Annotated in this window: 26 protein-coding genes, 1 tRNA gene and 1 riboswitch; of the genes, 5 read left to right on the top strand and 22 right to left on the bottom strand. The window is 38.5% G+C overall.

Annotation, left to right across the window (positions count from 1 at the left end; all coding sequences use genetic code 11):
- Window positions 1–61: 61 nt before the first annotated feature.
- The 8 genes from HRJ06_RS00370 to HRJ06_RS00335 form a co-directional block, all read right to left on the bottom strand.
- Window positions 62–1,780: a hydantoinase B/oxoprolinase family protein gene (locus HRJ06_RS00370; protein ID WP_174727033.1), complete on the bottom strand. Its 1,719-nt coding sequence runs from the start codon at window positions 1,778–1,780 to the stop codon at window positions 62–64.
- Window positions 1,773–3,824, bottom strand: coding sequence for a hydantoinase/oxoprolinase family protein (locus HRJ06_RS00365; RefSeq protein ID WP_174727031.1), 2,052 nt, complete (start codon window positions 3,822–3,824; stop codon window positions 1,773–1,775). The genes HRJ06_RS00370 and HRJ06_RS00365 overlap by 8 nt, the downstream gene beginning before the upstream one ends.
- A 62-nt stretch (window positions 3,825–3,886) precedes the next feature.
- Window positions 3,887–5,461 (bottom strand): hydantoinase/oxoprolinase N-terminal domain-containing protein, encoded by a 1,575-nt coding sequence (locus tag HRJ06_RS00360; protein ID WP_174727029.1) that lies wholly within the window; start codon window positions 5,459–5,461, stop codon window positions 3,887–3,889.
- Window positions 5,458–6,564: a DUF917 domain-containing protein gene (locus tag HRJ06_RS00355; protein ID WP_174727026.1), complete on the bottom strand. Its 1,107-nt coding sequence runs from the start codon at window positions 6,562–6,564 to the stop codon at window positions 5,458–5,460. Before HRJ06_RS00355 ends, HRJ06_RS00360 begins: the two co-directional genes overlap by 4 nt.
- 28 nt (window positions 6,565–6,592) lie before the next feature.
- The gene (locus HRJ06_RS00350) at window positions 6,593–7,210 is read right to left on the bottom strand and encodes a TetR/AcrR family transcriptional regulator (protein ID WP_174727023.1); all 618 of its coding nucleotides are present in this window, start codon (window positions 7,208–7,210) and stop codon (window positions 6,593–6,595) included.
- A gap of 266 nt (window positions 7,211–7,476) precedes the next feature.
- Complete coding sequence (locus HRJ06_RS00345) at window positions 7,477–8,844, bottom strand: 4Fe-4S binding protein (RefSeq protein WP_174728076.1); 1,368 nt, start codon at window positions 8,842–8,844, stop codon at window positions 7,477–7,479.
- Window position 8,845: 1 nt separating this feature from the next.
- Window positions 8,846–9,319 carry an ICP22 family protein gene (locus tag HRJ06_RS00340; RefSeq protein WP_174727020.1) on the bottom strand — a complete coding sequence of 158 codons (474 nt, stop codon included), beginning with the start codon at window positions 9,317–9,319 and terminating at the stop codon, window positions 8,846–8,848.
- Between the two features lie 287 nt (window positions 9,320–9,606).
- Window positions 9,607–9,894 (bottom strand): transposase, encoded by a 288-nt coding sequence (locus HRJ06_RS00335; RefSeq protein WP_174727018.1) that lies wholly within the window; start codon window positions 9,892–9,894, stop codon window positions 9,607–9,609.
- Between the two features lie 244 nt (window positions 9,895–10,138).
- Here HRJ06_RS00335 and HRJ06_RS00330 point away from each other — a divergent pair, with 244 nt between their 5' ends.
- A complete protein-coding gene (locus HRJ06_RS00330) occupies window positions 10,139–10,411 on the top strand; it encodes a DUF1450 domain-containing protein (protein WP_174727015.1) in 273 nt (90 codons plus the stop codon).
- Window positions 10,412–10,566: 155 nt separating this feature from the next.
- A complete protein-coding gene (locus HRJ06_RS00325; protein ID WP_174727012.1) occupies window positions 10,567–10,869 on the top strand; it encodes a DUF3817 domain-containing protein in 303 nt (100 codons plus the stop codon).
- 50 nt (window positions 10,870–10,919) lie between these two features.
- Here HRJ06_RS00325 and HRJ06_RS00320 read toward each other — a convergent pair whose 3' ends face one another.
- From HRJ06_RS00320 to HRJ06_RS00275, 10 genes are all read right to left on the bottom strand, one after another.
- Entirely contained in the window at window positions 10,920–11,276 is a 357-nt protein-coding gene (locus tag HRJ06_RS00320; protein ID WP_174727009.1) for a hypothetical protein, read from the bottom strand.
- Window positions 11,277–12,055: 779 nt separating this feature from the next.
- Window positions 12,056–13,552 (bottom strand): putative bifunctional diguanylate cyclase/phosphodiesterase, encoded by a 1,497-nt coding sequence (locus HRJ06_RS00315; protein ID WP_174727006.1) that lies wholly within the window; start codon window positions 13,550–13,552, stop codon window positions 12,056–12,058.
- 55 nt (window positions 13,553–13,607) lie between these two features.
- Window positions 13,608–15,452, bottom strand: coding sequence for an HD domain-containing phosphohydrolase (locus HRJ06_RS00310; protein ID WP_174727003.1), 1,845 nt, complete (start codon window positions 15,450–15,452; stop codon window positions 13,608–13,610).
- Between the two features lie 208 nt (window positions 15,453–15,660).
- The gene (locus HRJ06_RS00305) at window positions 15,661–16,176 is read right to left on the bottom strand and encodes a DUF5317 family protein (RefSeq protein ID WP_174727000.1); all 516 of its coding nucleotides are present in this window, start codon (window positions 16,174–16,176) and stop codon (window positions 15,661–15,663) included.
- A gap of 269 nt (window positions 16,177–16,445) precedes the next feature.
- Window positions 16,446–16,757 (bottom strand): STAS domain-containing protein, encoded by a 312-nt coding sequence (locus HRJ06_RS00300; RefSeq protein ID WP_174726997.1) that lies wholly within the window; start codon window positions 16,755–16,757, stop codon window positions 16,446–16,448.
- Complete coding sequence (locus HRJ06_RS00295) at window positions 16,758–18,833, bottom strand: FapA family protein (RefSeq protein ID WP_197969795.1); 2,076 nt, start codon at window positions 18,831–18,833, stop codon at window positions 16,758–16,760. It lies immediately after the preceding gene.
- Window positions 18,834–18,841: 8 nt separating this feature from the next.
- Window positions 18,842–19,687 carry a PP2C family protein-serine/threonine phosphatase gene (locus tag HRJ06_RS00290; protein WP_174726994.1) on the bottom strand — a complete coding sequence of 282 codons (846 nt, stop codon included), beginning with the start codon at window positions 19,685–19,687 and terminating at the stop codon, window positions 18,842–18,844.
- Entirely contained in the window at window positions 19,674–20,003 is a 330-nt protein-coding gene (locus HRJ06_RS00285; RefSeq protein WP_174726992.1) for an STAS domain-containing protein, read from the bottom strand. Before HRJ06_RS00285 ends, HRJ06_RS00290 begins: the two co-directional genes overlap by 14 nt.
- 147 nt (window positions 20,004–20,150) lie before the next feature.
- Window positions 20,151–20,237: riboswitch (cyclic di-GMP riboswitch) on the bottom strand.
- A gap of 555 nt (window positions 20,238–20,792) precedes the next feature.
- The gene (locus tag HRJ06_RS00280) at window positions 20,793–21,476 is read right to left on the bottom strand and encodes a hypothetical protein (RefSeq protein WP_174726989.1); all 684 of its coding nucleotides are present in this window, start codon (window positions 21,474–21,476) and stop codon (window positions 20,793–20,795) included.
- Between the two features lie 1,277 nt (window positions 21,477–22,753).
- A tRNA-Sec gene (locus HRJ06_RS00275) sits at window positions 22,754–22,850 on the bottom strand.
- Between the two features lie 150 nt (window positions 22,851–23,000).
- Here HRJ06_RS00275 and HRJ06_RS00270 point away from each other — a divergent pair.
- Both HRJ06_RS00270 and HRJ06_RS00265 read left to right on the top strand, forming a co-directional pair.
- Complete coding sequence (locus tag HRJ06_RS00270) at window positions 23,001–23,426, top strand: DUF2621 domain-containing protein (RefSeq protein WP_174726986.1); 426 nt, start codon at window positions 23,001–23,003, stop codon at window positions 23,424–23,426.
- Between the two features lie 44 nt (window positions 23,427–23,470).
- Complete coding sequence (locus HRJ06_RS00265; protein ID WP_242035087.1) at window positions 23,471–23,671, top strand: PspC domain-containing protein; 201 nt, start codon at window positions 23,471–23,473, stop codon at window positions 23,669–23,671.
- 167 nt (window positions 23,672–23,838) lie between these two features.
- On the opposite strand, the gene HRJ06_RS00260 is transcribed toward HRJ06_RS00265, so the two are convergent.
- The 3 genes from HRJ06_RS00260 to HRJ06_RS00250 form a co-directional block, all read right to left on the bottom strand.
- Window positions 23,839–24,327 (bottom strand): CcdC family protein, encoded by a 489-nt coding sequence (locus tag HRJ06_RS00260; RefSeq protein WP_174726983.1) that lies wholly within the window; start codon window positions 24,325–24,327, stop codon window positions 23,839–23,841.
- A 174-nt stretch (window positions 24,328–24,501) separates the two neighbouring features.
- A complete protein-coding gene (locus HRJ06_RS00255; protein ID WP_174726981.1) occupies window positions 24,502–24,861 on the bottom strand; it encodes a response regulator in 360 nt (119 codons plus the stop codon).
- A 148-nt stretch (window positions 24,862–25,009) separates the two neighbouring features.
- Window positions 25,010–25,717, bottom strand: coding sequence for a cytochrome c biogenesis CcdA family protein (locus HRJ06_RS00250; protein WP_174726978.1), 708 nt, complete (start codon window positions 25,715–25,717; stop codon window positions 25,010–25,012).
- Between the two features lie 315 nt (window positions 25,718–26,032).
- Between HRJ06_RS00250 and HRJ06_RS00245 the strand changes: the two genes are divergently transcribed.
- Window positions 26,033–26,203 carry an aspartyl-phosphate phosphatase Spo0E family protein gene (locus tag HRJ06_RS00245; protein ID WP_174726975.1) on the top strand — a complete coding sequence of 57 codons (171 nt, stop codon included), beginning with the start codon at window positions 26,033–26,035 and terminating at the stop codon, window positions 26,201–26,203.
- A 97-nt stretch (window positions 26,204–26,300) separates the two neighbouring features.
- Here HRJ06_RS00245 and HRJ06_RS00240 read toward each other — a convergent pair whose 3' ends face one another.
- Window positions 26,301–26,468 (bottom strand): DUF4083 family protein, encoded by a 168-nt coding sequence (locus HRJ06_RS00240; protein ID WP_197969794.1) that lies wholly within the window; start codon window positions 26,466–26,468, stop codon window positions 26,301–26,303.
- Window positions 26,469–26,504: the final 36 nt, after the last annotated feature.

Below are 26,504 nucleotides of genomic sequence, written 5' to 3'. Positions count from 1 at the left end.
TACTATTATAATAGAATTCAGTTGTTATATTTTGATAGTTTTTTAAAAACCGGCAGGCTACCTAACTTTGCCTTGCCAATCCTTTGAGATTCAGATGGTCGTCTAGCAACACTCCATAAATATCCTCTGCCTGCCTAATCGTTATATAGCCGTTTTTTACGTCTTCGATCACTAGGCCGATGTCACGGTCATGCGGACTGCCATAGCCGCCGCCTGTTCCCGTAATTAATTTGACTTTGTCCCCTTTATTCAGCGGATAACGTGCATAAACTCCATACGGGCCATCTGTTTCTCCGTTTTGCTTTTCTATGAAAAAATGATTTCCTGACCCGTTATGTCCGCCTGATAAGCCCCATGGTACATGATCATGCCGGCCGAACGAGACAGATAGGCTCTGTCCATCAGTCAAAGCTTGATAGCTTCGAACGACTCCAGCACCGCCGATAAATTCACCGGCTCCCGCTCCATCAGTGTGAAGAGAGTATTCGTCAACGAGAATTCCATAGCGGGCTTCAGCTATTTCAACTGGCATATTGTAGGTTTCCCCATCTCCTATGCAAAATTGTCCCCTTGTACCATCCTCATTATTACTGGCTCCCCAACCGCCGACAGAAGGCTCAACGATTAAAAAGGGCTCTAACGTATCAGGATGCTTTCCGGAAAGGGTGACGGAACACACTGAGAGAAAATGACCTGCTCCCAGTTTTTCCGGCAGGACAGATGCCAGTGCCTTCCAGACCAAGTCCCCTCCCATTGACCCGCTCTCCCAGTAAATTGACATTGGCGCAGGGCGCTCACAGGAAAAAATCGAACCAGGATCCGTTATGATTTCCAGCGGCCGAAACACACCATCGTTAATATGATGATCTTCATTCGTAATTGCCAAGAAAACAGTCCTGACGTCTGATACCAATGTGGTATAGGAACAATTTACTGGACCTGGAACTTGAGGATGACTTCCCCTAAAATCACAGACAAATCGGTCATCAGAGATCGTAACCTTAACCCTCACTTTAAAAGGCCCGTGGCCAATCCCATCAGTATCAATAAAATCCTCCGCAAAATACTCCCCATTTGGAAGAGATTGGACAACCTTTTTAGAAACCTTCTCTCCTTGATTCAAAATATATTTACTAGTTTCTTGAACAGTCTGTTTTCCATATTTCACGCATACTTCCTGGAATCTTTTTTCTCCGATCCGTAGCGAAGCAACTTGTGCCCACATATCACTGACTGATAAATCTGGAAAGCGGACATTTGCCTGAATCATCTCGAGCAATGCCTGATTGATTACTCCTTCATTAAATAGCTTTATACAAGGAAACTGCAGGCCCTCCTGATAAATATCGGTTGAGTCATTTGTAAACGAACCAGAGTCCTTGCCTCCGACTTCTGTCCAATGGGCCTTGCTGGCAGAAAATCCAACCAGTTCACCATCGAAAAAAATCGGAGCAACTAGACCAACGTCTGATAAATGAGATCCACCGCCATTATATGGGTCATTTATGATGACAATATCACCAGGCAAAAGGCTGCAGCCGTATTTCTTTACCGTTTCCTGAACCATTGAGCTGACCATTCCTATAAAACCGGCAACACCATTTCCTTGGGTAAGCAAGTATCCTTGAGGATCTGTAATGCCTGTGGCATAATCTAACACCTCGTAAATAATTGGACTCATCGAAGTTTTCCCGAGAGTATGAAACATCTCTTCACTGATGGAAACCAAGGAATCTTTCACAATCTCAAGAGTGAATGCGTCTGGCTGTTTCTCAAGCACCTAACCCACCCCCTATGAAAATAATCAGATTTCCATATAGATCAACTTTTAAATGCTGATTGGGATATACAAGTACAGAAGACATCCTGTCCTCGATAATCGCAGGCCCATCCATTCTCATGTCAGGGTTCAGTTCACTTCTTTTATAGACTTTTGTCTCCAGCCAGCCTCTCTCCTCAAAAAAAACGTCCCTTGTGCACCCTGCTTCTGCAGCTTTTTTGTTAGAGCTATCAAGCTGTTTTAAAGGCGGACGGTTTACCCGTCCAAAAGCAGTTAAGTGGAGGCCGACAAACTCGATTCCTGTATCCTGTAGCCTAAAGGTGTATGTTTTTTCGTGAAGATCGTGGAAAGATTCATTTATCAGATTCAATGTGTCTGTCTCCCAGATCCCTCCTGGCACCGGCACCTTCACCGCATGCTCCTGGCCTATGTATCTAATATCTGCATATCTGGCAAAGACAACTTTTTGTTCATTCAAACCATCCTCTTTATACCTGTCCATTGCCTGTTTTTCGAGTATACTCCACTCTTTGTTTAAACGGCCGGGATCAGCTGTATCAAATCTTTGGATGTATGTTTGAATTGTATCCTGGCGCAAGTCAGTCATCAGCATGCCCCAGGCTGAAAATACTGCTGAAGCTGCTGGAATAATCACTTTCCGAATCCCAAGTTCTCCTGCCAGGAAAGAGGAGTGCAAGGGCCCTCCTCCTCCAAAAGCAACCATAGTAAAGTCACGGGGATCATAACCTTTTCTTACTGAGATTAGCTTAAGGGCATTCAGCATATTGGAATTCGCTACCCTGATAATTCCCAAGGCCGCCTCCTCAACTGTCACACCAAAAGGTTCTGCTATTTTTTCACGAATCACGTCTTGTACCTTCACCATATCTACAGGATGTTCGAAGTTATTCGGTGAGAGCCGGCCCGTTACTAGGTTTGCATCCGTAATTGTCGGCTCTGTGCCTCCGCTGCCATAAGCAACAGGACCTGGAACTGCACCGGCTGAGTGAGGGCCGACTCGGATAGAGCCCGATGTTTCGAGCCAGGCGATTGACCCGCCACCATTTCCTATTTCAACAATATCTACAACCGGAACCTTCAAAGGGTACCCAGCCCATTTCTCAGTTTTTTCTATATAATAATCCGTTGAAACTTTTACGTTTCCCTGCTCAATTAGAGAACACTTGGCCGTTGTTCCGCCCACATCAAAGGCTATTATATTTTCCTCGCTGAGAATGCTGCCTAGCATAGCTGCACCGAACACTCCTGCAACAGGACCACTTTCCACCATATTAATAGGAGCGTCTTTCGCTAGGCTGAATGGGGCAGTGCCGCCGTTAGACTGCATAATATACTTTTGGCCTTTAACTCCTCTTTGAGACAGGCTTTTGTCGAGTTTGTCGACATATGAAGCAGCGATTGGCTTTATAAAAGAGTTCATGGCTGTGGTGTTTGTTCGCTCATATTCCCGCCACTCCTGAACAATTTCATGGGAAGCCGTCACCGATATCTCAGGCCATAATTGTTTGATTAGATCCGCTGCTTCTTTTTCATGATCCGGATTTTTATAAGAGTGTAAGAAGACAACTGCAACTGCTTCTACTTGAGCTTCTCTGAAATCTTTGATAATCGCTTCAAGCTCGTTTTTTTTCAGCCTTTGTAAAACCTCGCCTTTGTAGTTTAGACGGGCACTTACTTCCCTTCTTAAAGAACGGGGAATGATCGGTTTAGGCTTTTGGTAACGCACGTTAAACAAATCCGGACGATTCCCGCGCCCGATTTCCAGAACGTCTCGAAATCCCTTTGTTGTTATCAGGCCGGTTTTTACTCCTTTTCTTTCAGTCAGGGCGTTTATGATGACGGTCGTTCCATGAATAAAGGTTTCAATATCCCCATAGGCAATTTGGCTCTTTTCAAGTACATCCAGCACTCCTTGCTCGAAATTTGGAGGCGTGGTTGAGCTTTTTTCAAAACCGATTTGTCCTTCATCTGTCATGTAGACCAAATCGGTAAACGTTCCTCCAACATCTGTAGCGACTCTCATCCATTCACCACCCTTCCTCTATCAATCAATCGTTTTAGTAATCCGCCTGCATCTAATAAAAATTATGTCCTGGTAACCGAAGCGGCTTCTGAGGACAGTGTCCCTGCTGCTTTTACTTTTACATGGATGGAGTTGCCGGGCAGGTATGCTAACGGAATATCTTCCATCTGGACAATTTTGATCGTTTCAGGGGCAGCTCCAGCTGCAATTGCAGCTTTAATAGCATTTTGTTTAGCATCTTCAATTACTTCTTCATACGACTTTTTCTCCAGTGAATACACTTTGTCTGTTTCTCCACTAACCTCGCCAAGAGCAGCTCCAATCGCATTTGCTGCATCATAATTTTCAGGACGATATACCTTTGCAACTCCCTGTAATTGTGAAGAAACGAGGATACTTCCCCCCCCAACAAGGATGACCGGAACATCCTCCTGGCTAGTCTTCATCCGATCGATTGCCTCTTCAAGCATTTCCATCATTAGCCTGTCTGCTTTAACAGCCAGCTCATGTTCAATGGCTTCGGTTCTAGCATTCTCGAATTGATATTTTCCTAATTTAACAGCAACGTCTGTAGTTGTTAACGTATCTCCGCCAAAAATTACACCTTTTTCAGACAAAAGGTAACCAACGCTATCAGGCCCGATTGTAATGCCCTCTTCGTTCCGGCGAATAACGGTTCCTCCTCCAAGACCAAACGACAGCAAGTCAGGCATTCTAAAATTGGTTCGGATCGACCCGATATCTACAGCGAGTGAAGATTGCCTCGGAAATCCGTTAACCAGCACACCGATATCTGTTGTTGTCCCGCCAATATCCACTACAAGCGCATCTTTTAGACCAGTTAAGTGGGCCGCTCCTCTAATCGAGTTAGTTGGTCCGCTCGCAATCGTCAAAATCGGATACTCGAGAGCAAACTCACTTGTCATTAGCGTCCCATCATTTTGGCCAAAGTAAATTCTGGCTTTAATTCCCTCCTGCTCAAGCGTTTCCCGAAACCCGTTTGCAACGCTGCGGACCGTTTCTTTTAAGGCCGCATTCAGAACTGTTGCATTTTCTCTTTCAAGTAAACCAACGCTGCCAATTTCGTTAGACAGGGACAGGTAGATATCATCGCCAAGTTCCTGCTTCACAATCTCTGCAACTTGTTTTTCCTGATCCTGGTTTACCGGTGAGAATACACCGACAATCGCAATGGATTGGACCTTGCCTTTATATTGTCTGCAAACCTCCCGGACCTCTTGTTCATTAATGTTTGCAATAATGCGGCCATCGTACTCGTACCCGCCTGACACAATGCTTATATTTGTACCAATTTTTTCAAGAATATCTTCTGGCCAGCCAGCAAGCGGCGGAACCGCTGTTGTTGCGGGAGCACCGAGACGAATGACTCCCACCTTAGTGAGGTTTTTTCGTTCTACGATTGCATTAGTGCAATGCGTTGTTCCGAGCATGGCATGGGTAATGCTCGCAGGGTCCACCTTGCTTTCCTGCAGAAGCGCCTTAACGGATTGATTTATTCCTGTACTAACATCCTTGGTTGTTGCTACTTTAATTTTAAATACACATTTTAGGTTGCCATCGAGAAGGACTGAATCAGTATGCGTCCCCCCAACATCAATGCCTATACGATAATTCATGCGAGACAGCCCTTTCTTTTTTCGGCCAGTTGCTCGACCGGTTGATATTCGTATGGATAGCCAAAGTAACTTGGCCCAGCTGTTTCAATCCCTTTTGGCGTTCTCCATTTGGCGTCACACGGAAATGCAACAACAACGACACGGGCGCCATACTTCATTCCTTCCGTTGTAATCGGAGCTCCTGTTTCCAAATCCAGCACTGCAATTAAATCAGGGGTGATGGCAACTGGTTCATTCGTATCTTCATCTAGTGCCAGCAAATGTTCATTTTGGAAAAATAAACGCAGTTTCCGGTCTTTGTCATCTCTAATGCCTTCCAGCAATGCTTCCCCTCTGGTGAAGCCATCCTGGATACGTCGGCGAATATCAATCGCCTTTCCCTGGAATAATTGATAGCCTTGCATCTTATTTAACAATTCCTTAACCGGGTTCAGCCCGTTTTTCCTTGAGCCTCTAATAATTTTTCCAATATCCTCTGCTAATGTCAGAGTGTTAGGAATTACGCTCTTTTTGACATGAATGCCTTCCAGCGCATAATCACACATTTTTGCCGAGCCGCCCATCTGGATCGTGATCGCCCGTGCAAATCGCTCGGACCATTGGCCATCAACGGGATACATCAAAAGTGTATTTCCTTTTTCATCACTCATTGTAACCGCACCTGGAGAATGGCCATCCAGGTGGTATGTAACCATCTGAGCCTCCGGGAAAGCCCTGCCCATCGCATCAGCATCAAGCACTGGGATACCCTTTTTAGCTGCCGCCGCGACCGGTATAAGCGAATTGCTGCCCCCGATTTCAATTGGCATTATTGCTTTAGCCTTTTTCCCCAACACCTTCTCAAGCATATCGAGCGAAGCAGTAAGCTCCTCCTCTGAAGCTACTTTTTCAATGCCGACCGTCGGAGCCCCAATTGTTGAAACAGGAACGACCAAGTCATCATCCTCAAGTTCATCAATTGTAATCATTTTAACTTTCCCGTATTTCTTAATAGCCTGAATCGCCATCATCTTGCCTATGTATGGGTCTCCGCCGCCGCCTGTTCCTAATACTGCGGCGCCGATTGCAATATTCTCAATCTCTTCCGTATCCAGATATCTCATCACTTTTCTCCTCTGCTAAGTAGATAAATTAAAAAAGCTCTTTCAGCTGTACACTTGCTTCCTTTTTTATTCCAGCCCAATAAATCTCCCAGTTTGATCTTAATCTTCGTTCCAGAGCTTCAGGCTCCTTTGAATAGTAAAATAACTGGAGGAAAAGGCCGTCCATTAAGCATAAATAACTATTTATCAACTTATCTGCTTCAAGCGGCCTCACTTCATTCTGTTCGATTGCCTGAGTGAAAATTTCACTTAATATGCTGGAGAGCAGAACATCTGATTTTATAAATGCTTCCTTTATTGGACCATCAAGGCCTTCAGGTGAAAACATCATAAATCTGCGGTAAAAGTTCGTCTTTGTTTCTTCCTTAAGATGGTAGTTGTACATTTCCTCTAAAATAGTAAGCAGTTTTCTTTCTGCCGTTTCATTATTCAAATCATCTGATACCATCCGAATATATTCATAGTGATGGATAAATACTTCTTCAGAAATAGTCAAAAATAAATCTTCCTTGCTTTTAAAAAAGGCGTAAATAGATGGCGTTTTAATGCCTACCTCTGATGCAATCGTTGAAAGGGATGTTTGTTCGTAGCCTTTATCAGCAAACAGCTTAAGAGCCACTTCCCTTATTTTGCTTTTCGTATCCATAATCAAACCACCTAATGAGCGTTAGTTAGGTATTATTATAGTCCAATGAAAAATAATTACAATAAAAAATTAAATTTTCTTAAAATTCGTTTCACTAGAGTTGGAACGTGTTACTCCAAGAAAGGGTTCGTATGAATTTATTGCAGCAAAAAAATAAGACCGCAACGGTTGCGGTCTTAGGTAAACTATAGTTCACAGAAAACATCTAGAAAACAGCTTAAAGAAAAGAGTCCTCTTATTTGGATTCCGTTACAGGTTCAATTTGTTTAATGTACCCTATGGTTCATAGGTAAAGAGAATAAGTAAATGTTAATGACAGCAAGCAGAACTAGTAAGGCGTAAAAAGGCAGCATGGATTTGAAACTATCCTTTTTTCCTAATCTGTATGCTGTATAGCCAGAACCGGCCAATCCGATCACAATAATTGCATATTGAAATAACTGGACGGTCGACGTGGGGGCGAGACTTAAATCTCCTTGGTTAGAGCTCACACCAAACAATGCAACGGAATTAAACCAAATGGCTTTTCCTTCGGTAATAATATGGAATAGATTATGGCCCAGATGCCCGGCAAGATCCAAGGGAATAATAGCATAGCCAAAGCGGATAAAGTTCTTTTTGACACTTTCGGCCATTCCCATATAAGATGCAATTTTGGCTGTTCCTATTAAAAGCAGAATCGGCAAGGCCATTGAAATTATAAAGGCAATCGTGAAATTCACAACATAATTTGCTGTACCTGTTACCGAGCCGATTGCTGCCAGTATGTCCTGCCAGATTTCAAGCATAGTTATATTCTGTACAAAAACAATTCCCATGATTACGGCTGCAAGTGATGCATGCTCTAATCTCGGATTCTTCAATCCCCAAAGTTCTTTTGTTGGGATTCTTATAGAAATCCGAATAGAATCATTCGGGCAGTTCTTTACACAGTTTCCGCATATATTGCAATCCGCGCTCGACTCCATGGTCCTTGGAAACTGAAACATTGGACAGCCTTCTGCTATTTCACTCCCTTTAAAACAGGCCTGAGTTTTGCAAGTTTTGCATACTTCCGGTGTGCCTCTTAGTTCAAGAGCACCTGCCCTAGAATAGTTTCCGGCCAGACCGCCCAGAAAGCAAAGGGTCTTACAAAATGTCCGTCTTTCATAATAAACTGAAGTAACAACTACCATCGTTACAAGACCAAGAAGCAGGTAACCCGAGCCGCGGGGTGATTCAACAATACCCCAGACATGGTCGCTGTAAGTGATCCCGATAAAGAATATGTCGATCAGCCAAATTCCATACTTTCTTAAGAACTTCGGCATAGGCCGTTCGCTGCCGACCAGCTTCCTCACAATATCGCTCAACTTTCCAAAAGGACAAATTGCACACCAAAATCGGCCTGCTGCAATAAAAATAATCGGAATAAGCGGCCACCACAGCACCCAGGTCATTGTGGTACCAAAATTACTGTGTGGGCTCACTGTGCCAGCCACTAATTCGAAGACAATGATTGAAAATACAAAGAAGACCATCCATTGGAAGATTCCCGGATACCATTTGCTTTTCACGAACCTTTTCATCATCGGGATGGACAACAGGTTAAACGATTCTTTAGTTGTTTTTAATTTTTTTTCAGGAACGGACATTTTATTCACCTTTCCTTCTGATCCGTTTATTCCAGACTCCCATCAATAGGAAGGAAAGATTGATAGCTCCAAACGTACCTAGAATACGAAAATTTGGACCCTCTTCTACCGCTTTTTCCTCTGCATGGCCATGGTCACCTTGTTCATCATGGTTTGCGTCTACTTCATCGTGACTTCCGTCTTCTCCATGGTCTAGTTTTCCATCTCCACTTCCATGACTGTCATCATCTTCATGGTCAGCTGATTCAGAGTGATTTTCCAATGAGGTTCCTTCCTTATCTTCGCTGCCTTCGTGTCCCTCTTTTAAATGGCCTCCTTCAGAATGTTCTCCGACTCCTTCTAGCTCATTCCCGCCAGAAGACTCAGTCGCCTTTGGTGAATTCTCATTATCAGGATGTCCTTCATCTGCAAAAGCATTTAGTTGAAAAGAAGTGATAACACCGAGAGCGAAAATCAATAATAACCAGTTTTTCAATATTGCACCTCCAAGTTAAGAAACCGTTTATAAGTTTGTTTTTCTCCTAGATATAATTTAAAAAATAAATTTGCAGTTTTTATGCTTTTTATTTGAATAAAATAAGACATTCCTTCCTTTTAGTGACTTTTTCATAAGAAAGACATACTCTTCGAGATATTCGAATGCAAAAAGCCGCTCACTAATTGAGCGGCTCACAACAATTCTATAAACTAAGAGTTAAACAGGAGACGGTATCCGTTTCGCATCCTTTATAAAAAGTATCTGACTTACCAAAATTCGCGATTTTATATCTCCTCGAATGTCCAAACAATCAATCTATATACAAGATAAACGCCAAGATAGGCTCCGGTTAACAAGAAAAAAGGATTAAGAAGTATTCCATGAATATTGGTCATGAACACCATGTTATCCTGAATTATTTCGTAAATGGCAAGCGAAGCAATATTCCCAAAGACTAGCGCCGCTATGATTGCTAAAAGATTAAACGCTGGGCGGGATTTAGGCCAAGCCTTTCGAGAAAAACTCATTAGCAACGGAGCAGCCATACTGCCGAAGATTAATAATAATTTCATGACGATCACCTCTTTTCCATCCTTTACATTAGGAAACAAAATTAAACTTAAGTAACTTGTTGTTAGTTTTGTCAAATTTCGTCCGTTTGCAACGACGATTCAAAAAACCTCCAGGTCGACTCTATTTCCAAATAATTTATCTTGGACCTAAAACATAAAATTAGGTTTTTCATATTCAAGTATAGAAAGTTTCTATTATAATGTAAGATGATAGTGCATGAAAAAATAAAAAAGGTTGTTGTGTATGAAACTTATAAAAAGGCTTTTTTCAAAACAAAAAGAAACAAAAATTGATTTCTGTGAAAAGAACCTTGACCGCTTTCTTACTGAAGAAAATTTCCCAGCCTACAATACATTTTTCAACCAAAAAAACATTATATACAAGGAATACAACTGTCAGAGCAGATGTACGGAATGTAAACATTCTCCCTACGCTATTGTTGATGGCGAGTTCATGTCAGCTGAAAGTGCAGATGAGTTTTTAGAGCAGCTAAAACTTGTTGCCGGGCAAAAGTAATTTGTCTCCGTAGAATTCATCCGGCCTTAGTACTTGTTGATATTAAAAACGGTGCTTCGTTGCTATATTTCCAAAATCACAGAAGAAAGTCAGATTCAAAAATGGTACAATACTGTTAGACAAAACTCATATTGTTATAGAAAGAAGGAAAATCTATGAATAATACAACTTTAGGTCGTTTTCGTTTGATGGGATTCCTGGAAGGACTCTCTTTACTAGTCCTTTTGTTCATAGCAATGCCGCTTAAATACGCTGCAGGATTTCCTGAAGCCGTAACATTTGTAGGCTCCCTGCATGGTTTCTTGTTTGTTCTCTATCTAATCATCATTGCTTATACCACCTTTAAAATCAGATGGTCGATAAAATGGGTGATTAGTGCGATCGCTGTTGCCTTTATACCATTTGGCAATCTAATCCTTGACAACTTTCTCAAAAAGTCTGCATTAATGGCAAAATAAATAATCTACACAAAAACCCGTAAGCCTAGGCCTACGGGTTTTTTGCCTTCTCATGCATGAGGTGAACTGCTAAATGATAAGCTGAGATTGTTTAATGTGTGGATCCTGGCTGTAAGCAGGAATAAATCATTATAGTTTCTATTAACATATTCATCGATAACCTTAAAACCCTTCCTAAATCTAGTTACTAATAAACTAGTGTACTTTTCATCCCAATCAAACCGGTTTATTCTCACAAGTTCGTCAGCAATGACTTGAAACTTAAACTCCTCAATAAAAAGCTCAATTTGGTACATTTTATCTATATTTAAACTAAAGCTAGGGTTGTTTTGGATCCTATCGACAAATGTAATAAAATGATTGATGTTCTCAGCCAGCAGGTTAGCTTTTTGCATCTCAAATCTCATATTCTCATCTCCTTAGTATCTAATATCTATCGTCATAACTAAGAAGATCATATGATTTAATTTGGGATGATATTCTCCCCAAACCAGTGCCTGTTCTGTCAGTGCCAAATCTTTGCTAAAAAAGTAAAAATTAAAAAATATGAAGGTTCTAGTAAAGATTATAAATGAACTTTTGTTTTTACATACAATTATGAGTGTATGTAGGAAAGATATTAAAATATGGTGGGACTGTACGCGAAATTAAATCCCACCCCAGTTTATCTATTCTAGCGTGTAGGTCACAAGAATTTATTAATCCTGCAATCTCTTCAAGTTGGATAAATGAGGTTTCTTCTTCCTGATTTTTCTTAATATGTACTTTATCAAGTGGGGCATATCAAGCTTGTGGCATCCTTAAATAACAATGGAAAAACGTTATAAAAGAAGAATACCCTTAGTATTTTTACTGAGGATACACACTAGCTAAATTAATATATTCTCTTCATTACCTTTTTGTTTCCACTCACCGCTGCCATACCTTCATCATAATAAATCTTGACCAAGCTTCATTCCAGTTAGAAGATCCGCAATTCAATGATTTCCTTTTTTACAGACCGACCTGTCACGACCATTTAAGCGGCCTTACGATGCTTCTGACTCAAGGAAAATTTATCGATGGCGAGTACTTTTGTAATCTCGTCAAGAATTAACTAAGTTACGATTGTAAAAGGCTGTTGTATGCTCACGGTGGGTGGGTGGCTGGTATTACCCGAAACTCGGTGATTTACCATCATTAGCTTTCACGTAGTAACAACTACAAGATCCTCTAAATACATATTATAATTTTTGGGAAGAAGCTTCTCAACATCCACAGCCGGAAGCGGCCGGCTGTAAAAATACCCCTGACCATATATACAACCGTTTTCAATTAAAAATTGTGCTTGCTGTTTATTCTCAATTCCTTCCGCAATTAAATCAAACTTTAAATTTTTGCCCATTTCAATTATGGTCTTTACCACTAAAGCTGTATTTGGATTTAATAGCATTTCATCTACAAATGATTTATCAATTTTTATAACGTCAATAGGTAAATTGTTTAGCACACTTAATGATGAGTAGCCAGTTCCAAAATCATCAATAGAAATTTTTATTCCTAATGTTTTTAATTCCTGTATGATTGCTGAAGAATGGCTAATATTTGCAATAACACTCTCTGTAACTTCCAACCCTAAATATTCAGGTGCTAATTGACTTTCAGTCAAAGCTCTTTTAACTTTTTCAACAAAGAATTGATCTTCAAACTGTAAATTAGAAACATTTACATTCATCTTTATCCAACTACCTGATTCTTGCCACAATTTATTTTGTTTACAAGCTTCTTTTAATACCCAATTCCCGATTGGCAAAATCATACCAGTCGCTTCTGCAATTGGTATAAATTCAAGTGGAGAAATGAACCCCATTTCTGGATGATTCCAACGCAGCAGAGCTTCAACTGCAAAAATATTTTCATTTTCCAAATTCACTTTGGGTTGATAATTTATAGAAAACTCATTGTTTTCAAGGGCTGCCTTTAACCCTCGTTCCAATTTTAATGCCCTATTAAGGATATCTTCATCTTGCTGGATATAAAAGTGATAGTTGTTTTTCCCTCTTTTTTTGGACATATACATTGCTGTGTCCGCATGTTTTGTAAGTGTATTTAAATCTTGTCCATCAATAGGGTACATACTAATACCAATACTCGGAGATGTGAGGTAGTTCCTCCCTTGTAAACTAAAAGGAGTATTAAAATGATGAATGATTAGTTCAGCGATTTCTTTAACCTCTGATTCGCTTACATCCTCTAACAAAACAATGAATTCGTCTCCTCCCTGGCGTACTACGACATCTCTTTCCCTCACATTTTCACTTATTCTCTTACTGACTTGTATAAGTAATTGATCCCCTATGTCATGGCCCATTGTGTCATTAATAAATTTAAATCGATCTAAATCAATGTACATTATTCCCATTAATTTATTATTGTACAAGGCCGTTTCAAAATAGTTTGCTAACATGCTTCTGTTTGGTAAGCCAGTTAAATAATCATGATAAGCCATTTGTTGGAGTTTATTATTCAGGAAGTGGACTTTATCGAATTGTTTACCTAAGTACCATCCTAAAGGCAGTTGGATTACCATAAGAATGATACTCTTCATCTCTATACTTTCTGAATAGTAAAAGGTGTATAAGATCCCACTTACACCGTTTAAAATAATCAGGACTAAACCTATTATTCTTCCTTTAAAACTCATTAGTCTTCCTCCCTTCATATTATTCTAAATAATAGACTTTATCGGTAAAACAAGATTAACTATTTCGATCTTGAAGAATATTATATTCGATTAAAATACTTGTACCTTCTGCTGAAGTAAAAATATGAACACCATCAGAAAATTTTGATATTAATTTAAAACCTTGACCTAATGACCTTTTACTTGTATACCCTGATACAAGAATGGTTTTTGGAACTTCGTGCAAAGGTATACCAGAACCTTCATCAGAAATCAAAAACTGCAGCTTTTCTTTCTTTTTAAAAACAGATAGTTCACCATTTGTTGCATGTTTAAGGATATTTGTCACTGCTTCTGTAACCGCAATTTGCACTTTCATTGAATCTAATTCAACTGGATTATGAATAATAATAGTTTTAATAACTTCCCGGCTTTTTGGGACATCTGAGTTTTTCCTTATAGTAACACTATCTAAAAATTCGCCTAGTTCTTTTATCAAATCAGGTTTTGAAGTTTGAACTATTATTTTATTATTAGACAATGTCTTAACAATTTCACTATAAGACTCTAAAATGCTCTTTTCTAAATCCCTTCGATAGTTTAGAAAAGGGGTCAAATTGTGTACAAAAATGGTTGCTTTTCCGGTACCCAAAGGCTGAGTATATAAATCTAACGTACGATTTTTATGTACCAGCGTTTCATGAACTACGTCCTGACGTTCATTAGCCGTATTGGCCAATGAATAAAGAACGCTGTCTGGAAGATTTTGTTCTTGGGGAGTGATCGTCCCTTTGCCTACACATATAAAGAAAGACTCTCCCAACTTAGAATATGTTTCTCTTTGAGAAGATTTATTTATGGAATTCTCAACGCCTTGAGGAGATTCCTCATGAAATGGAAAATTTTTAATTTCCTCAAGAATCATTTCAATGTGATGGATTTCTACTTTTTTAACTAAATTTGGGTCCAAGAATGTCCCTGACTTAGTATCCAGCAAATTTAAAATTGTTTCTGGATCTTTTTGCCGCGAGATAATATGGTCAAGCGTGTTAGAAAGTGCAATAATTCGTGACTCCAATGGTATTTCCTCTCGGTGCAGACCTATAGGAAAGCCTTTCCCATCCCATCGTTCATGATGAAATAAAATCCAATCAGATATCTTCTCCTTTGGGAACATTGTTTTTACAATCTGTACTGCTTTTTCCGAATGACTTTGATATTCACGTTCTTCCGACAACGTTAAATCCCCTCGTTTATTAAAAATTTGAGAAGGAATCAAAGCTTTTCCAATATCGTGAATAACTGCGACTTGTACCAAGTCATTGCGGCTACGCTTGGGATACCCAAAGTCTTCAAGAAGAGCTTCAATGATTATTCCAACACGGTTTCCATGCCCTGAAAGCGAAGGAGCGATTCGCCCTTCTAAAACTTGAATAAAGGCACTTGAAGTAGACTTCCGAAGTGAAAGCTGCTTTGTAAATTCGTGAGAGAAAAAAACAACAATAAGCAAGAAAAATAGTGTATATAACACCAGGACAATCAATTCTTTATCCGATTTATAGAGCATTAAAAATGGTATGACCACAATATAAACAATAAGCGGAATAATCAGTTCAGCTGCTTGTTTTTTGATATTTACGAACATCTTCTTTTTGAATACTGTCGCCTGAACTCCTTCAATAAGAAGCAGATTTACCAATTCAAAAGCCAACGCTGTCATCCCAACGGCAAATAATATATTGTAATTGGAAGTTAGCTTCCATACCAGAAAAGAAGCAAGAACGGATACCACATACATGCCAATTGTGACCAAAAGGCGAATAACTGGGATCCTTCCTCTTCTTAAGCTTTTTATATAATAGGCAAATGTTGCACAATAAATTGCTAGGACAGCATAAGAAAATCCATCATAAATGAGCAAAAATAAATATCCAATGCTTCCGGCTGCAAATTGATCCCCGCTCGGAAGTTTAATAGGAAAGATTTCTAGAATAATGACAATCGCGGTCATAATAATAAAAACCTTAAGTTTTGAGGAATTTATGTCAGGAATAGCCGCTACAAACGAAATTGCTGCCACTATGACTAAGCTGATGGTATACCAATTTATCACTTTCATTTTCTCTCACCTATGCTTCTCTTGTTGAGGAATTCTTGTAAATAAGAATAACAATTCCTATACCAACTATAAGGTCCCCCGGACTCAAGACGTAACGAATAACGGGAATCCAGTCTCCCAATATCCAGTAGTCCATTGATCCTTGCATTAGTTGATGGCGGGAATCAGTTTCGAAAGTTAAATCCCCATCCTGGCCCGTACTTTTTAATGCTGCTTCAGATACAGGCATAAGACCACCATGAAGAATCAGAGCAGTTAGGTTTAAAATGGCTCCTACTACGATCCATTTTACTCCTGCAATGCTTTTGTTTTTTAGAAGACCGATAGTAATACCAATAAAAGTAAGTACAAGGATAAATTCAAACTTCTCTCTTGTCTCAATTGTTATAAAGGCGAGAGCGATTTGTACCCCAAAGCTAACTAAAATAACAAGAGGCCATTGAAATTCAACATTTTTTATAAACGTAAAAGGGTTTCTTTTTTTTAATAGCGTATAAATAACAGCGAAAACAAGGAAATATTTCAATTTCAATAACCTCCTGATCTTTTAAAGAAAGACTCGGTAATCTCCCGGAAAGTACTTCTTTCCAGGAGATCACTCAAGTCTAAAAAGGGATAAGTTTACCACCACGGGCGACCGACAATTGGTCCCATTGTTGCTGCCACTACTGCTGCGACAGTTAAAAACTGCTTTAAACGTGCTTTCATGTGATTCACCTCCCTTCAATGAAATAGGTAACTGTTGAATTTATTCATCCTTTTATCGATTAACGGATTATTGTACTTTTTTATAGTTCAAACAAAGATCCCATCACCAAGTATTTCAGGCAATTGTAACAGTTCGAAGACCTCCATAATTTCTTCTCTAATCCCTAGTATTTTTACTTTTATCCCTTTTTCACTTAGTGTTTGGACGAGGTTTAAAAGAAGCCCCATTCCGGAGGAATCAACAAATGGCACCTCTTCAAACTTAAAATGGACCTTTTTATAATTACTGACAAATGGAAGTAATTCCTCTTCTATAACCTCTGTACTATCAATGTCTAAATCTCCATAAAGATTTACTACTAGGTGATTTTCTAGCGGAATTAGTGAATATTCAATCATTTATAGCATCCTGCTTTCCTTTGAATTAAAAACGATCCGATCATATTCATCAAGATGGGCACAAACGTTAGTTCTTGTTTCTGAAAAGGTGTACTTCACATTCCCTATTTTTATTGATGTACCTTCCATTACCTTTTTCAGCCGAATCTTTTGATCGTTAGGAACAGCAATAATTGTAGCTGTTCCACTTTCAGCTCCCGCTTCATTAATTTCAACCCCGAGCCTCCCGTATACCTCACCACCTCGCAATATTCCGTTAATTTTTAACATACCGCCCGCATGGACCTTTGAATTAACACAGCTTTTCCCTAAAATAAGGATGTTTCCACTGCAGTATAGTCTGCTGTTAAGTGCACTAGGAATAGTAATATAAGAGTCTGGTTCGATTGCCGTTTGGCTAAGCAGATGTATTTCTTTCATTTTTTTCGATAATTCAAGTATTCGTTCAATAGAAGTTACTTCATTATTTACGGATAAAAAGATCTGTGAAAGAGAAACTCCTACTAACCTCCAGATATCATCGGCTAGGAACTTTTCACCTGTTCTTACTGCATCAATATATTTTTTCACCTTGGGAGGAAAATTCTTAAACTTCCTTTCCAATAAAATCCTTATTAAAGGCTGAATACCCCCTCTGGAAAAGTCGCTTGATTTAAAAGCTGGAGACTGTTCCAATTGTTTAATAACAGTAACTATTTTATCAACTTCATTATGGATAATTCCCACGAGGTGCCCTAGTTCTGTAACAAGCATATTATTTTTGCCGGCAGAAAGCTCAGAACCAAAAATGTTTCCGTAAGAGATGATTGCCCCTAAAGAAGTAATGGATGCATTCGTTATTATTTTTTGGACAAAGATATCTCCTTCCGCTGTTACAGACATATTACTTTCAACTTCCCCCTGTATATCTATATCGCCAATAAAGTCAAGGTTACCAGATATTAAATCGACGTTACCAGGATGGGTTAATCTTTTCACGATTTTAATTCTAACCAACTTCCCTCTTTTTTCTATATATGGACGTCCAGATTCCATGGCGACTATTTTGTCTTCAACCAATGCTGTCCCGTGATCAGTCTTTATAATGACAGGGTTTGTGGTTTTAGGAGGGATTGGAATGTTGGTAACAGTCTGACCTATTTCACCGGGGATCGGGGGGTGTAAAATGGCTATAACTTGCCCTCTTTCTACTTTTGGTATTGTTTTGATTTCACGAAAATCTACACTTCCATCCTCACGTTCCTTAAGGCCCTCCTTAATATTTAAGTCAATTTTTGATTCAACCCATCCGTTTTTACCTTCACTAGGTTCTTTTCCTGAAGCAATTTCAAAAGTACCTTCTTCTGAAACAGCCAGCGCTTCGAGTATGACAGTCTGTTTTATACCTTGAGATACTCTTAATCTTTCGAGTTTTTGCATAACCTCTAAATAATCGATCGTATTCTGGACTTGTTTCTCCTCTATAGTGTAGAGCTCCAAATGATGAGCGGGGTCCATATCGGGAACTGTGCGTGTAATTTTATATCCAGGATTTATATATAAATGAACCTTTAATTGCCGTTCATCCATTGAAAGCTTCCATGTAGTCTTTTGTTCCGAGTCTTCTACTTTTATTTCATAGAAATCTAACTCTGAAATAATGACCGTTTTTTCGTTGACCAGCTTACTGTTTTTATAGAGTGTCACACCTGAACTAAGAGATACCGTAGGATAGTAATCCGGGGATGATTTACAAAAAATCTTTCCGTCCCTTACCCATACTTTCCCTGTAAGCTCATTTGTCTCATTAAGACCCTTTTGAAGGGAGGGATTCGGAGTTCCTTCCAGAGATTCAGCTTTGAAAATATCCTCAACGTTAAGGTCATTCATTAAATCATCAAAGGTGGAAGAAGTTGTTGTATTATTAACCTTTGTTAATTTTACAACAGCCTTTCTGGCTCCTATTCCCAAAAACCCCCTAACTTCATGCTGAATAACTTCAATGTTCACTTGTTCTTTCGTTGTTTCTAATAGATCCAGTCCTGCAGTAATGGCTGCAATGATATCTTTTCCTTTTGTTATAATACTTTGCACCATTTTTCCTCCTATCCTAGAACTGGAGAATTTAGACTTGAAATATCAGCCTTCCGCTCTCGTATTTTTAAAAGGACCATTGTTATGTCATCCTTCTGGGGAGCCCCCTCGGTAAACCGCGTAATAGAGCTCATTACACATTTTTCAATATCTCCAACGTTATAATCCTTACTCTCCAGCAGTGTTAGAACTAAACGTTCCAATTTATATTGTTCACCACATTTATTTTGTGCTTCAATAATTCCATCTGTATAAAAGAACACCGAATCGTTTTCTTCCAGTCTTACGGATACTTCTTTATATCTTTGGTTTGGAAGTCCGCCAACCATCACTCCTTTTACTTTCGGAAGTTCTTTTACTTCAAGAGTTTTCCCATTTATAAAAATCGGGATATTGTGCCCAGCATTTGCATAAGTTAAAGTCCCAGTGCTAGGGCTCCAGTCTGCACAAAATAAGGTAACGAATGACTTTAAAGTCCTTAAATCCTCATAAATTGCCTGGTTGATTGCGGTTAATGTCTCCCCAGGACTTTGAGTACTTTCAGACGCACTTCGAAAAGCACCTCTTGTCAAAATCATCAGCATTGCAGCCGGAATTCCTTTTCCCATCACATCTCCAATAACAATTCGGATATTGCCGTCTATCAAAGGATAAAAGTCATAATAATCTCCTCCAATTAATCTGGCAGGGAGAGAGGAACCCTTAACTTCCCCTCCTTCAAATTTGGGGGTTTTTCCATTTAGTAATTGTATCTGGATATTTCTTGCCATATTAATTTCTCGTTGAAGAGATTTATCTAGTATTTTCTTATCTTCTTCTGAACTATTAAAGTGATAGGTTAGGTTATCGTGGAACATCAGTAATCTCCTTTTGAATCACTTCCAATATTTGAAATAATCCAACTGTCTCGAACATCTCGCCGATTTCTTCATTAATTCCTTCCAGCTTAAGCTGAAAGTTTTTTTCCTGAGATAAATAGATAGTGTTTATAATTAACCCCATCCCAGTGGAATCAATAAATTCCAATCGGTTAAAATTGAAGAGAACTATTTCAACGTTTTCCATATCATCAAGGTACGGATCAATTAAGTGAACCGTTGATATATCCAGAATCCCCTTAAAATGAATAACAACAGTACTTCCAGCAACTTCTCTATTAATTATTAATTCCAAGATTATTCTCCTTAACCGATTCTGAGTATAAGCTGCTAAAACATAAAATTTATCAACAACCAAAAAAGCTCACCCATAAAATGGGTGAACTTAATAAAATAGGATTTTCGAAACACCAAAATCACAATTCTATCTTATCTACCCCTTTTCGGAAACCCGGCGGTCATAGCTATCTCTAGCCTTAGATCCGTGGCTTTGCGTCCTTATTTTTCAATAAGTTTGCCATTATCGAAGGTACTTTGTCTTATTTTTGTTATCGGCATCTAGTACAAAAGATTTAGTGTTTTTAAATATTTTTCGGGAAGAAGCTATTTTCTTAATAACGAGGAAAAGAAAAAATCAAGGTTTTCAATAAGTATGCCAATAATTAACAAAAGAATGCCGTTTCTAAAGTAATCACATAAAGCTAGATCTCTATCTAATTCATTTTTTAAATCTTAAAAAAATCATAAGAAATCCTTAACTTTTATATAAATTAGTATAAAAAAACAAGGTACAATTACAGGCGAATTTAATTGGCATTGAGATTGGGATGTAAATATAAAATGAAACAAATTTGCCAAAACAAATAAATTCATTTTCAAAATTGAGTACATGAAAAGAAAATTGGTTAGCGTATGTAAGGAGAAAGGATTAGCGCAGCCTGTATCTAAAATATAGCCAAAAACTAGACTCACTAATTAAAACTATCAATTTAAATTTTTAAAACTGAACTTATTAGACCGAATTTGTATGTCCCGTAAAAAAGCCATATTTTTTCTAAGTCGGGAAATAAAAAACATATACTTGCTAACTAACGTGTATTGTTGTCTTCCAATCACTTGAATTTGAACTTACTATAATTAAATGTTCACTCAACCATTTAAGTTCTCCAAAGAATTTTGAATAGATAACTTCATTTCCAACCTCTTCTACTAATAGTTGGTTTATGATTCTTAGCCCTCGCTTATTATAAACCTCACACCTTAATTGAAATCCTTCAGAATCATGTATCCCTTTTAGGATTGCAAACTTTTCTTGATCAGGACTTTTTTTAGGTGTTTTATCAACTAAAAATACAGCTTGATAATCTTGATTAATAACCTCGTTCAAAGCTCTATTTGTATTAGCTAAAATTTCGGGGAAAGGTATTGCAGAATATTTCTCAATGGCCGGAACAATGAATTTGTATACTAATTCCGAAAATCCCTGAAACTTTGCCTCGGTTGATTTTAATTTCAAAAACTTCATGAGGTCTTCCGGAACAAATATATTAATTTCTTTAAAAGCCAGATTTTCTTCATAGCTAATAGGCTTTTCTGGATTTGCAAGGAAGTAAATATTTATCTCCTTGAATATTTCTAATTCAACTCCGATATCAGTTAACTTTTTTGAAAATATTAATTCAAAAATTCTCATTCCGTGAATTCGATTATAATGATTATGTTTCTTAGACCTATTTTTTCCCCATTCCAAAAAGTAAATATTAATCAAATTATCGCTTCCCTTTAATTTTTAGTAAGTTCTATTCTGTTTACCACGGAAAGTACTTATATTAAACAGCAGGTTGGCTTAATGTTATTCAGTAAAGTCGATATATTCTTAGAGATTTACAAAATGGAGTAAAACCAATCACTTAGGGTAAAAAATGAACACAAAGCTGTTGAGATAGAAGAAGCGATTTTTTTAAGGGAATTTGTAATGAGGACAATACATTATACAAATGTACATTATCATAGATTTTATTACTTTAATACGACCGTCCGGCGGAAAATTATATGTACAGCTATATTGCAAATATGATTGATTGTAGGTTCACAAAGTATATATATAAATATGAAGTTAAAAACGGACAACTTAGATTAATAATTAATATATCTAACTAATATATTTTCCGAACGTGAGTGAGAAAATGGCGTAAGCCAAATGTCCGTATTCATTTTCAATAACCTTCAACTTAAATCCTTCAGTAGTATTCACTCTGGAGAGGTTTCATTTTTAACTACATTAAACCGTAATCCATACTACCTTAAAAAAAACTGCCGGGCGATGCCTGACAGTTTAGGGCTTTCATTATTACCTGGGGAATCCTCGATTAATCGAGGATAAAGAATTATGTTATCTTTTAACGTCTAACTCTGTAGTTTGAATTTATTTTTTACTATAGATATATCTGAATGACCTAGAATTTGTTGCAAATAGAACGGATCACCACTGTTCATTATATAAAAAAGTATCCGTATCCCGGAAGGTATGAGTACTACTCTTCTATTATTAATTCAGGCTGTTCCCCATTATTCAGTTACTCTGCTTCTCCAATAAAATGTAGCCAGTATATTCTCTGGTTTATTCAAGGGTAATTTCCTCATTAGGTATATCCTCACCAAAATAATCAGTAAGATAATGAAGTGTTCCTAATACTATTGGATGGCAGGCTTTACAAAACCTTCCGTCTTCTTAAAACTCATAAACCGTTCAAACGTTTCAAAAAGAGTCAACGCCTGTTTTACCGATCTAACATTACTTAACTTCCACTCTTACTAATTCCCTTACGATTAATTTTACGATTACCTTATTGCATAAAAAAATCCACCCTTCTTTTTAAAGAAATAAGTGGATTAAACACACTAGTACCCCGGCAATCGGTCACACTAGGTCTATGTAATTTACCGAAAAAATACTAGTGACTTTATCAAAACAAATCACGGTTCAAATCACTGTTAAATCACAGTCAAAAAATTGTTCAAACCGTTGATAACATTGAAAATAATTGGCGGGACTGTGTGGGAATCGAACCCACCTGACCTGGCACGCAGGTCACAAGCGGTTTTGAAGACCGTGGAGGACACCAGTACCCCATTCAGCCCCATAGGAACATTAACTATTATACTTCTGATTATAATGTTTTACAAGGTATTATGCCTGCATAATATGTGACAGCTTTTCAAAGCTTGATGAAACCTTTGTAGGAGGTCTATAATAGGGACAGTAGAAAAAGGGATAGTGCAGGTGAATAAAATGCCAAGTGCAGAGTTTATGTGGTTTATAGTTGCATGGGGATTTGTGCTGATCGGTTTGTTTGCGATTGGCGGATATTTCATGTTCAGGAAATTTTTAAAAAAGCTGCCAAAGGAAGATGGCAAGTCGGATATGGACTGGGAAGAGCATTATGTAAATGAAACCCGGCATCTCTGGACAAATGAGCAGAAAGAGCTGCTTGAGGAATTAGTGAGTCCGGTACCTGAGCTATTCCGCGATGTGGCCCGACATAAAATTGCTGGGAGAATCGGCCAGCTTGCCCTTGAGGAAAAAGCTTCGGTAATCACCCAGGATTTAGTCATTCGCGGCTATATTTTAGCGACGCCAAAGAGAGACCATAAATTTTTGCGTAAAAGGCTGGATGAAAAAAGCATTAGCGTAGAGCCTTATGAATATCTCTTTTAATAACAGATAGAAAGAGGAGTGCCTGAGGGAAAAGGAGTGGTGATTTGCTGACTAAGAGATTAACAAAATCTACAACTGATAAAAAAATGAGCGGTGTGATGGCCGGGGTGGCCGACTATATTGGTATTGACCCTACGATTGCTAGGCTTGCCTTTGTGGCTTTAGCCCTATTCACAGCTGTTCTCCCTTGTTTAATTGGCTATCTGATCGCTGACTGGCTGATCCCAAAGGATACGGAAATATAAGAAATACTCGAGTCCTTGAACAGCCTTGCTACGCAAGAGGTCCAGCCGGTGAGTCATTTTTTGACTTCATCGGGTGCTAGACAAGAGTCAACTTATCTATTAAGAAAGAGCTTGGAGGAATCCAAGCTCTTTTTTTGATGCATTCATTATTATGTACAGCAGGAGGCTTATACTGTACTAGTGCTTTCTGTACCGCGCAGCTCTTGATGGATCTTTTTAAATTGCAGGTACATTGCAATGCGCCATGGCACAATCATCCCAAAGGCGAGGATCCAGAACATTCCGCCCAGTTCCCCGATATCGATTGTTGCACTCAATATTGTTTTCGCAATAACACGGACAACCAGGAGGCCTACTAAAATAAACAAAAAGGCCTTTGATCTTTGCAGGTAAATATCATTATCACGTATTTCAAATTTAGAGGTTCGAATCAGCAGTATCGAAAAAAGCATTCCAACAAGAAGCGCTTCAGCTATCTGCAATGGGGCAACCCGGAACATCGGGAACAGAAACATCAAGGCACCTGTACTCATAAAGATTGGCGGCAGGATTATTTTTCTGGCTGTTGCCGGTCTTTTCGCGGCTTTCATTCGCATAAACATGACAAAAACAGCCATGCCGATCGCTCCAATCGAAGACATAAGTACCCAGTCCATAACGATTCATCCTTTATCAATTAAATTAACACTATTATTATAGCCTAAACCTGAAGGGACCGAAAGCACCTATGGAATCCTGCATCCGGAACAAACGGAACGGGTGGCTGTATGAATAATTCTGTTTGTTGTCAAAAATAATGCCATTTAAGACTGCGCTTAAATGGCGTATGCTTAACCCAGTACTTTATCTATTGATTCGAGCACAAGGCTCTCATCAAACGGTTTTACGATAAAGTCTTTTGCACCAGCTTCAATGGCTTCGACAACCACCTTCTGCTGGCCCATGGCTGAGCACATAATAATCTTAGCGTCGGGATCGATGATTTTAATTTCTCTTACAGCATCTAAGCCGCTCATTTCTGGCATCGTTATGTCCATTGTTACGATATCAGGCTTTAACTCACGATATAGACGTACTGCTTCGAGGCCATTTTCTGCCTCGCCAGCCACTTCATGGTTCGCTTTCTTCAAAATGTTACTAAGCGTAATTCTCATAAATTTGGCATCGTCTACTATTAAAACTCTGGCCATCACAAGATCCTCCCAACTGCAGTGACTATTATCTCGATTTCAAACTTCTTCTCTATTATATACGATATTAGGCTGTTATTAGAAATTTAAACACAATTCTTTAAAAGAAAAGGATCATTGTGCTCTTGTAATCGGGATTTCTTGGGGATTAAAATCCTGTAAAACCGCCAAATAGCGGTGACAGCCATTGAATAATCTTATTCATCCAGTCGAAGAATAACATGATTCCAAGAACAATCATAATATAGCCGCCGAATTTCATGATTTTCACATTGTTTTTACGGATCCATTGCATTTTACCAATAAAGAAGGAAAGGACAAAGAATGGAATGGCGAATCCTAATATGTATGCAATCATATAAAGCATGCCTGACCCTGGGTTTGAGCCTGCTAGCAATATGACTGATGCCAAAATAGGTCCTGTGCACGGCGTCCAGCCTGCTGCAAATGCCATCCCGATTAAACTAGAACCAAAGTAGCCTGACGGACGATTTTTAAATTCAAGCTTACGGTCCTTCATAAGGAACTCTGGTTTAAACACACCAACAACCATTAGACCAAATACAACAATAAAAATAGCGCCAAGCTGGCGGATCAGATCTTGATATTGCTTGAAAAAGCTTCCAACAAAGCTAGTTCCAAATCCAATTGCGATGAATATGACCGAAAAGCCAAGTAGAAAGAATAACGTATGCAGCATGCTTCGCCTCTGCATCATCGCATTTTCATTTTTCAGCTCTCCTACAGACATTCCCGTAATATATGAAAGAAAAGCTGGATACAATGGAAGACAGCAAGGCGAGATAAAGCTTAAAAAGCCTGCCCCAAAGGCCAATAACACATTCAAATCACTCATTTAAACAACTCCTACATCCTACATCGATTCGTTTACATTCTAACAATACCTTAGATAAAAGAGAATAGACAAGCTGTGAACATTTCGTAAACAGGGTAAGTTTTTTCCATTACTACTATATCTATATGTTTTTTAATAATAAATTCTTCTAATCGGAAGTTTCATTCATTTTTCTTTTGATATTCAATCTCAATTCCTATATACTTGGTAGAGTGTTAACAAATTTTCCAGTTTTATATTGAATTTACATAAATTATGACACGATTCGACATTAGTCCGTTCGGTTCTACTATAAACAGGAAAGGAATTTCAGCCTTGTCAAAACAAGAACTCATCACGTTGATTGAAAAGAAGCGCTCCGAGTTATTTCAAGTTGTATCGAAAAACGGACTGAATTCCAATGCCGCCATCTATCATAGCCAGGAGCTCGACCGTCTTTTGAACGAATACAATCGCATCTATATAAAAAAAATAATAAGCCATTAAAAACAGCTTAACGCCAGAAGCGTCTAGCTGTTTTTGCTTTTAAGGACTAGGTAAACCTAAACTAGCTCATAGCAGCTGTAAAGATTCTGAGTATCGTTTACTTGCCTATTGTTCTCTCTATTGCTCTGTCTAACTTTTCCTCAATTCTATCTAGCTGTTCGGTCTTCTTCTTTGAAGAACGAATGAAAAATACAACTGCTGCAATGGATAGAACAGGAATAATGATTGCGATTAACTGGAAAATAATATCACCAATATTGATCATCTACGCACCTCACTTTCATTACTGCCGATTCTTAAA

Source organism: Mesobacillus harenae, from assembly GCF_013343715.1.
In the GTDB taxonomy this organism is placed as follows: domain Bacteria; phylum Bacillota; class Bacilli; order Bacillales; family Cytobacillaceae; genus Mesobacillus_A; species Mesobacillus_A harenae.
Note: the sequence above shows the minus strand (reverse complement) of the source record. Positions and strands in the feature narration are given on the sequence as shown.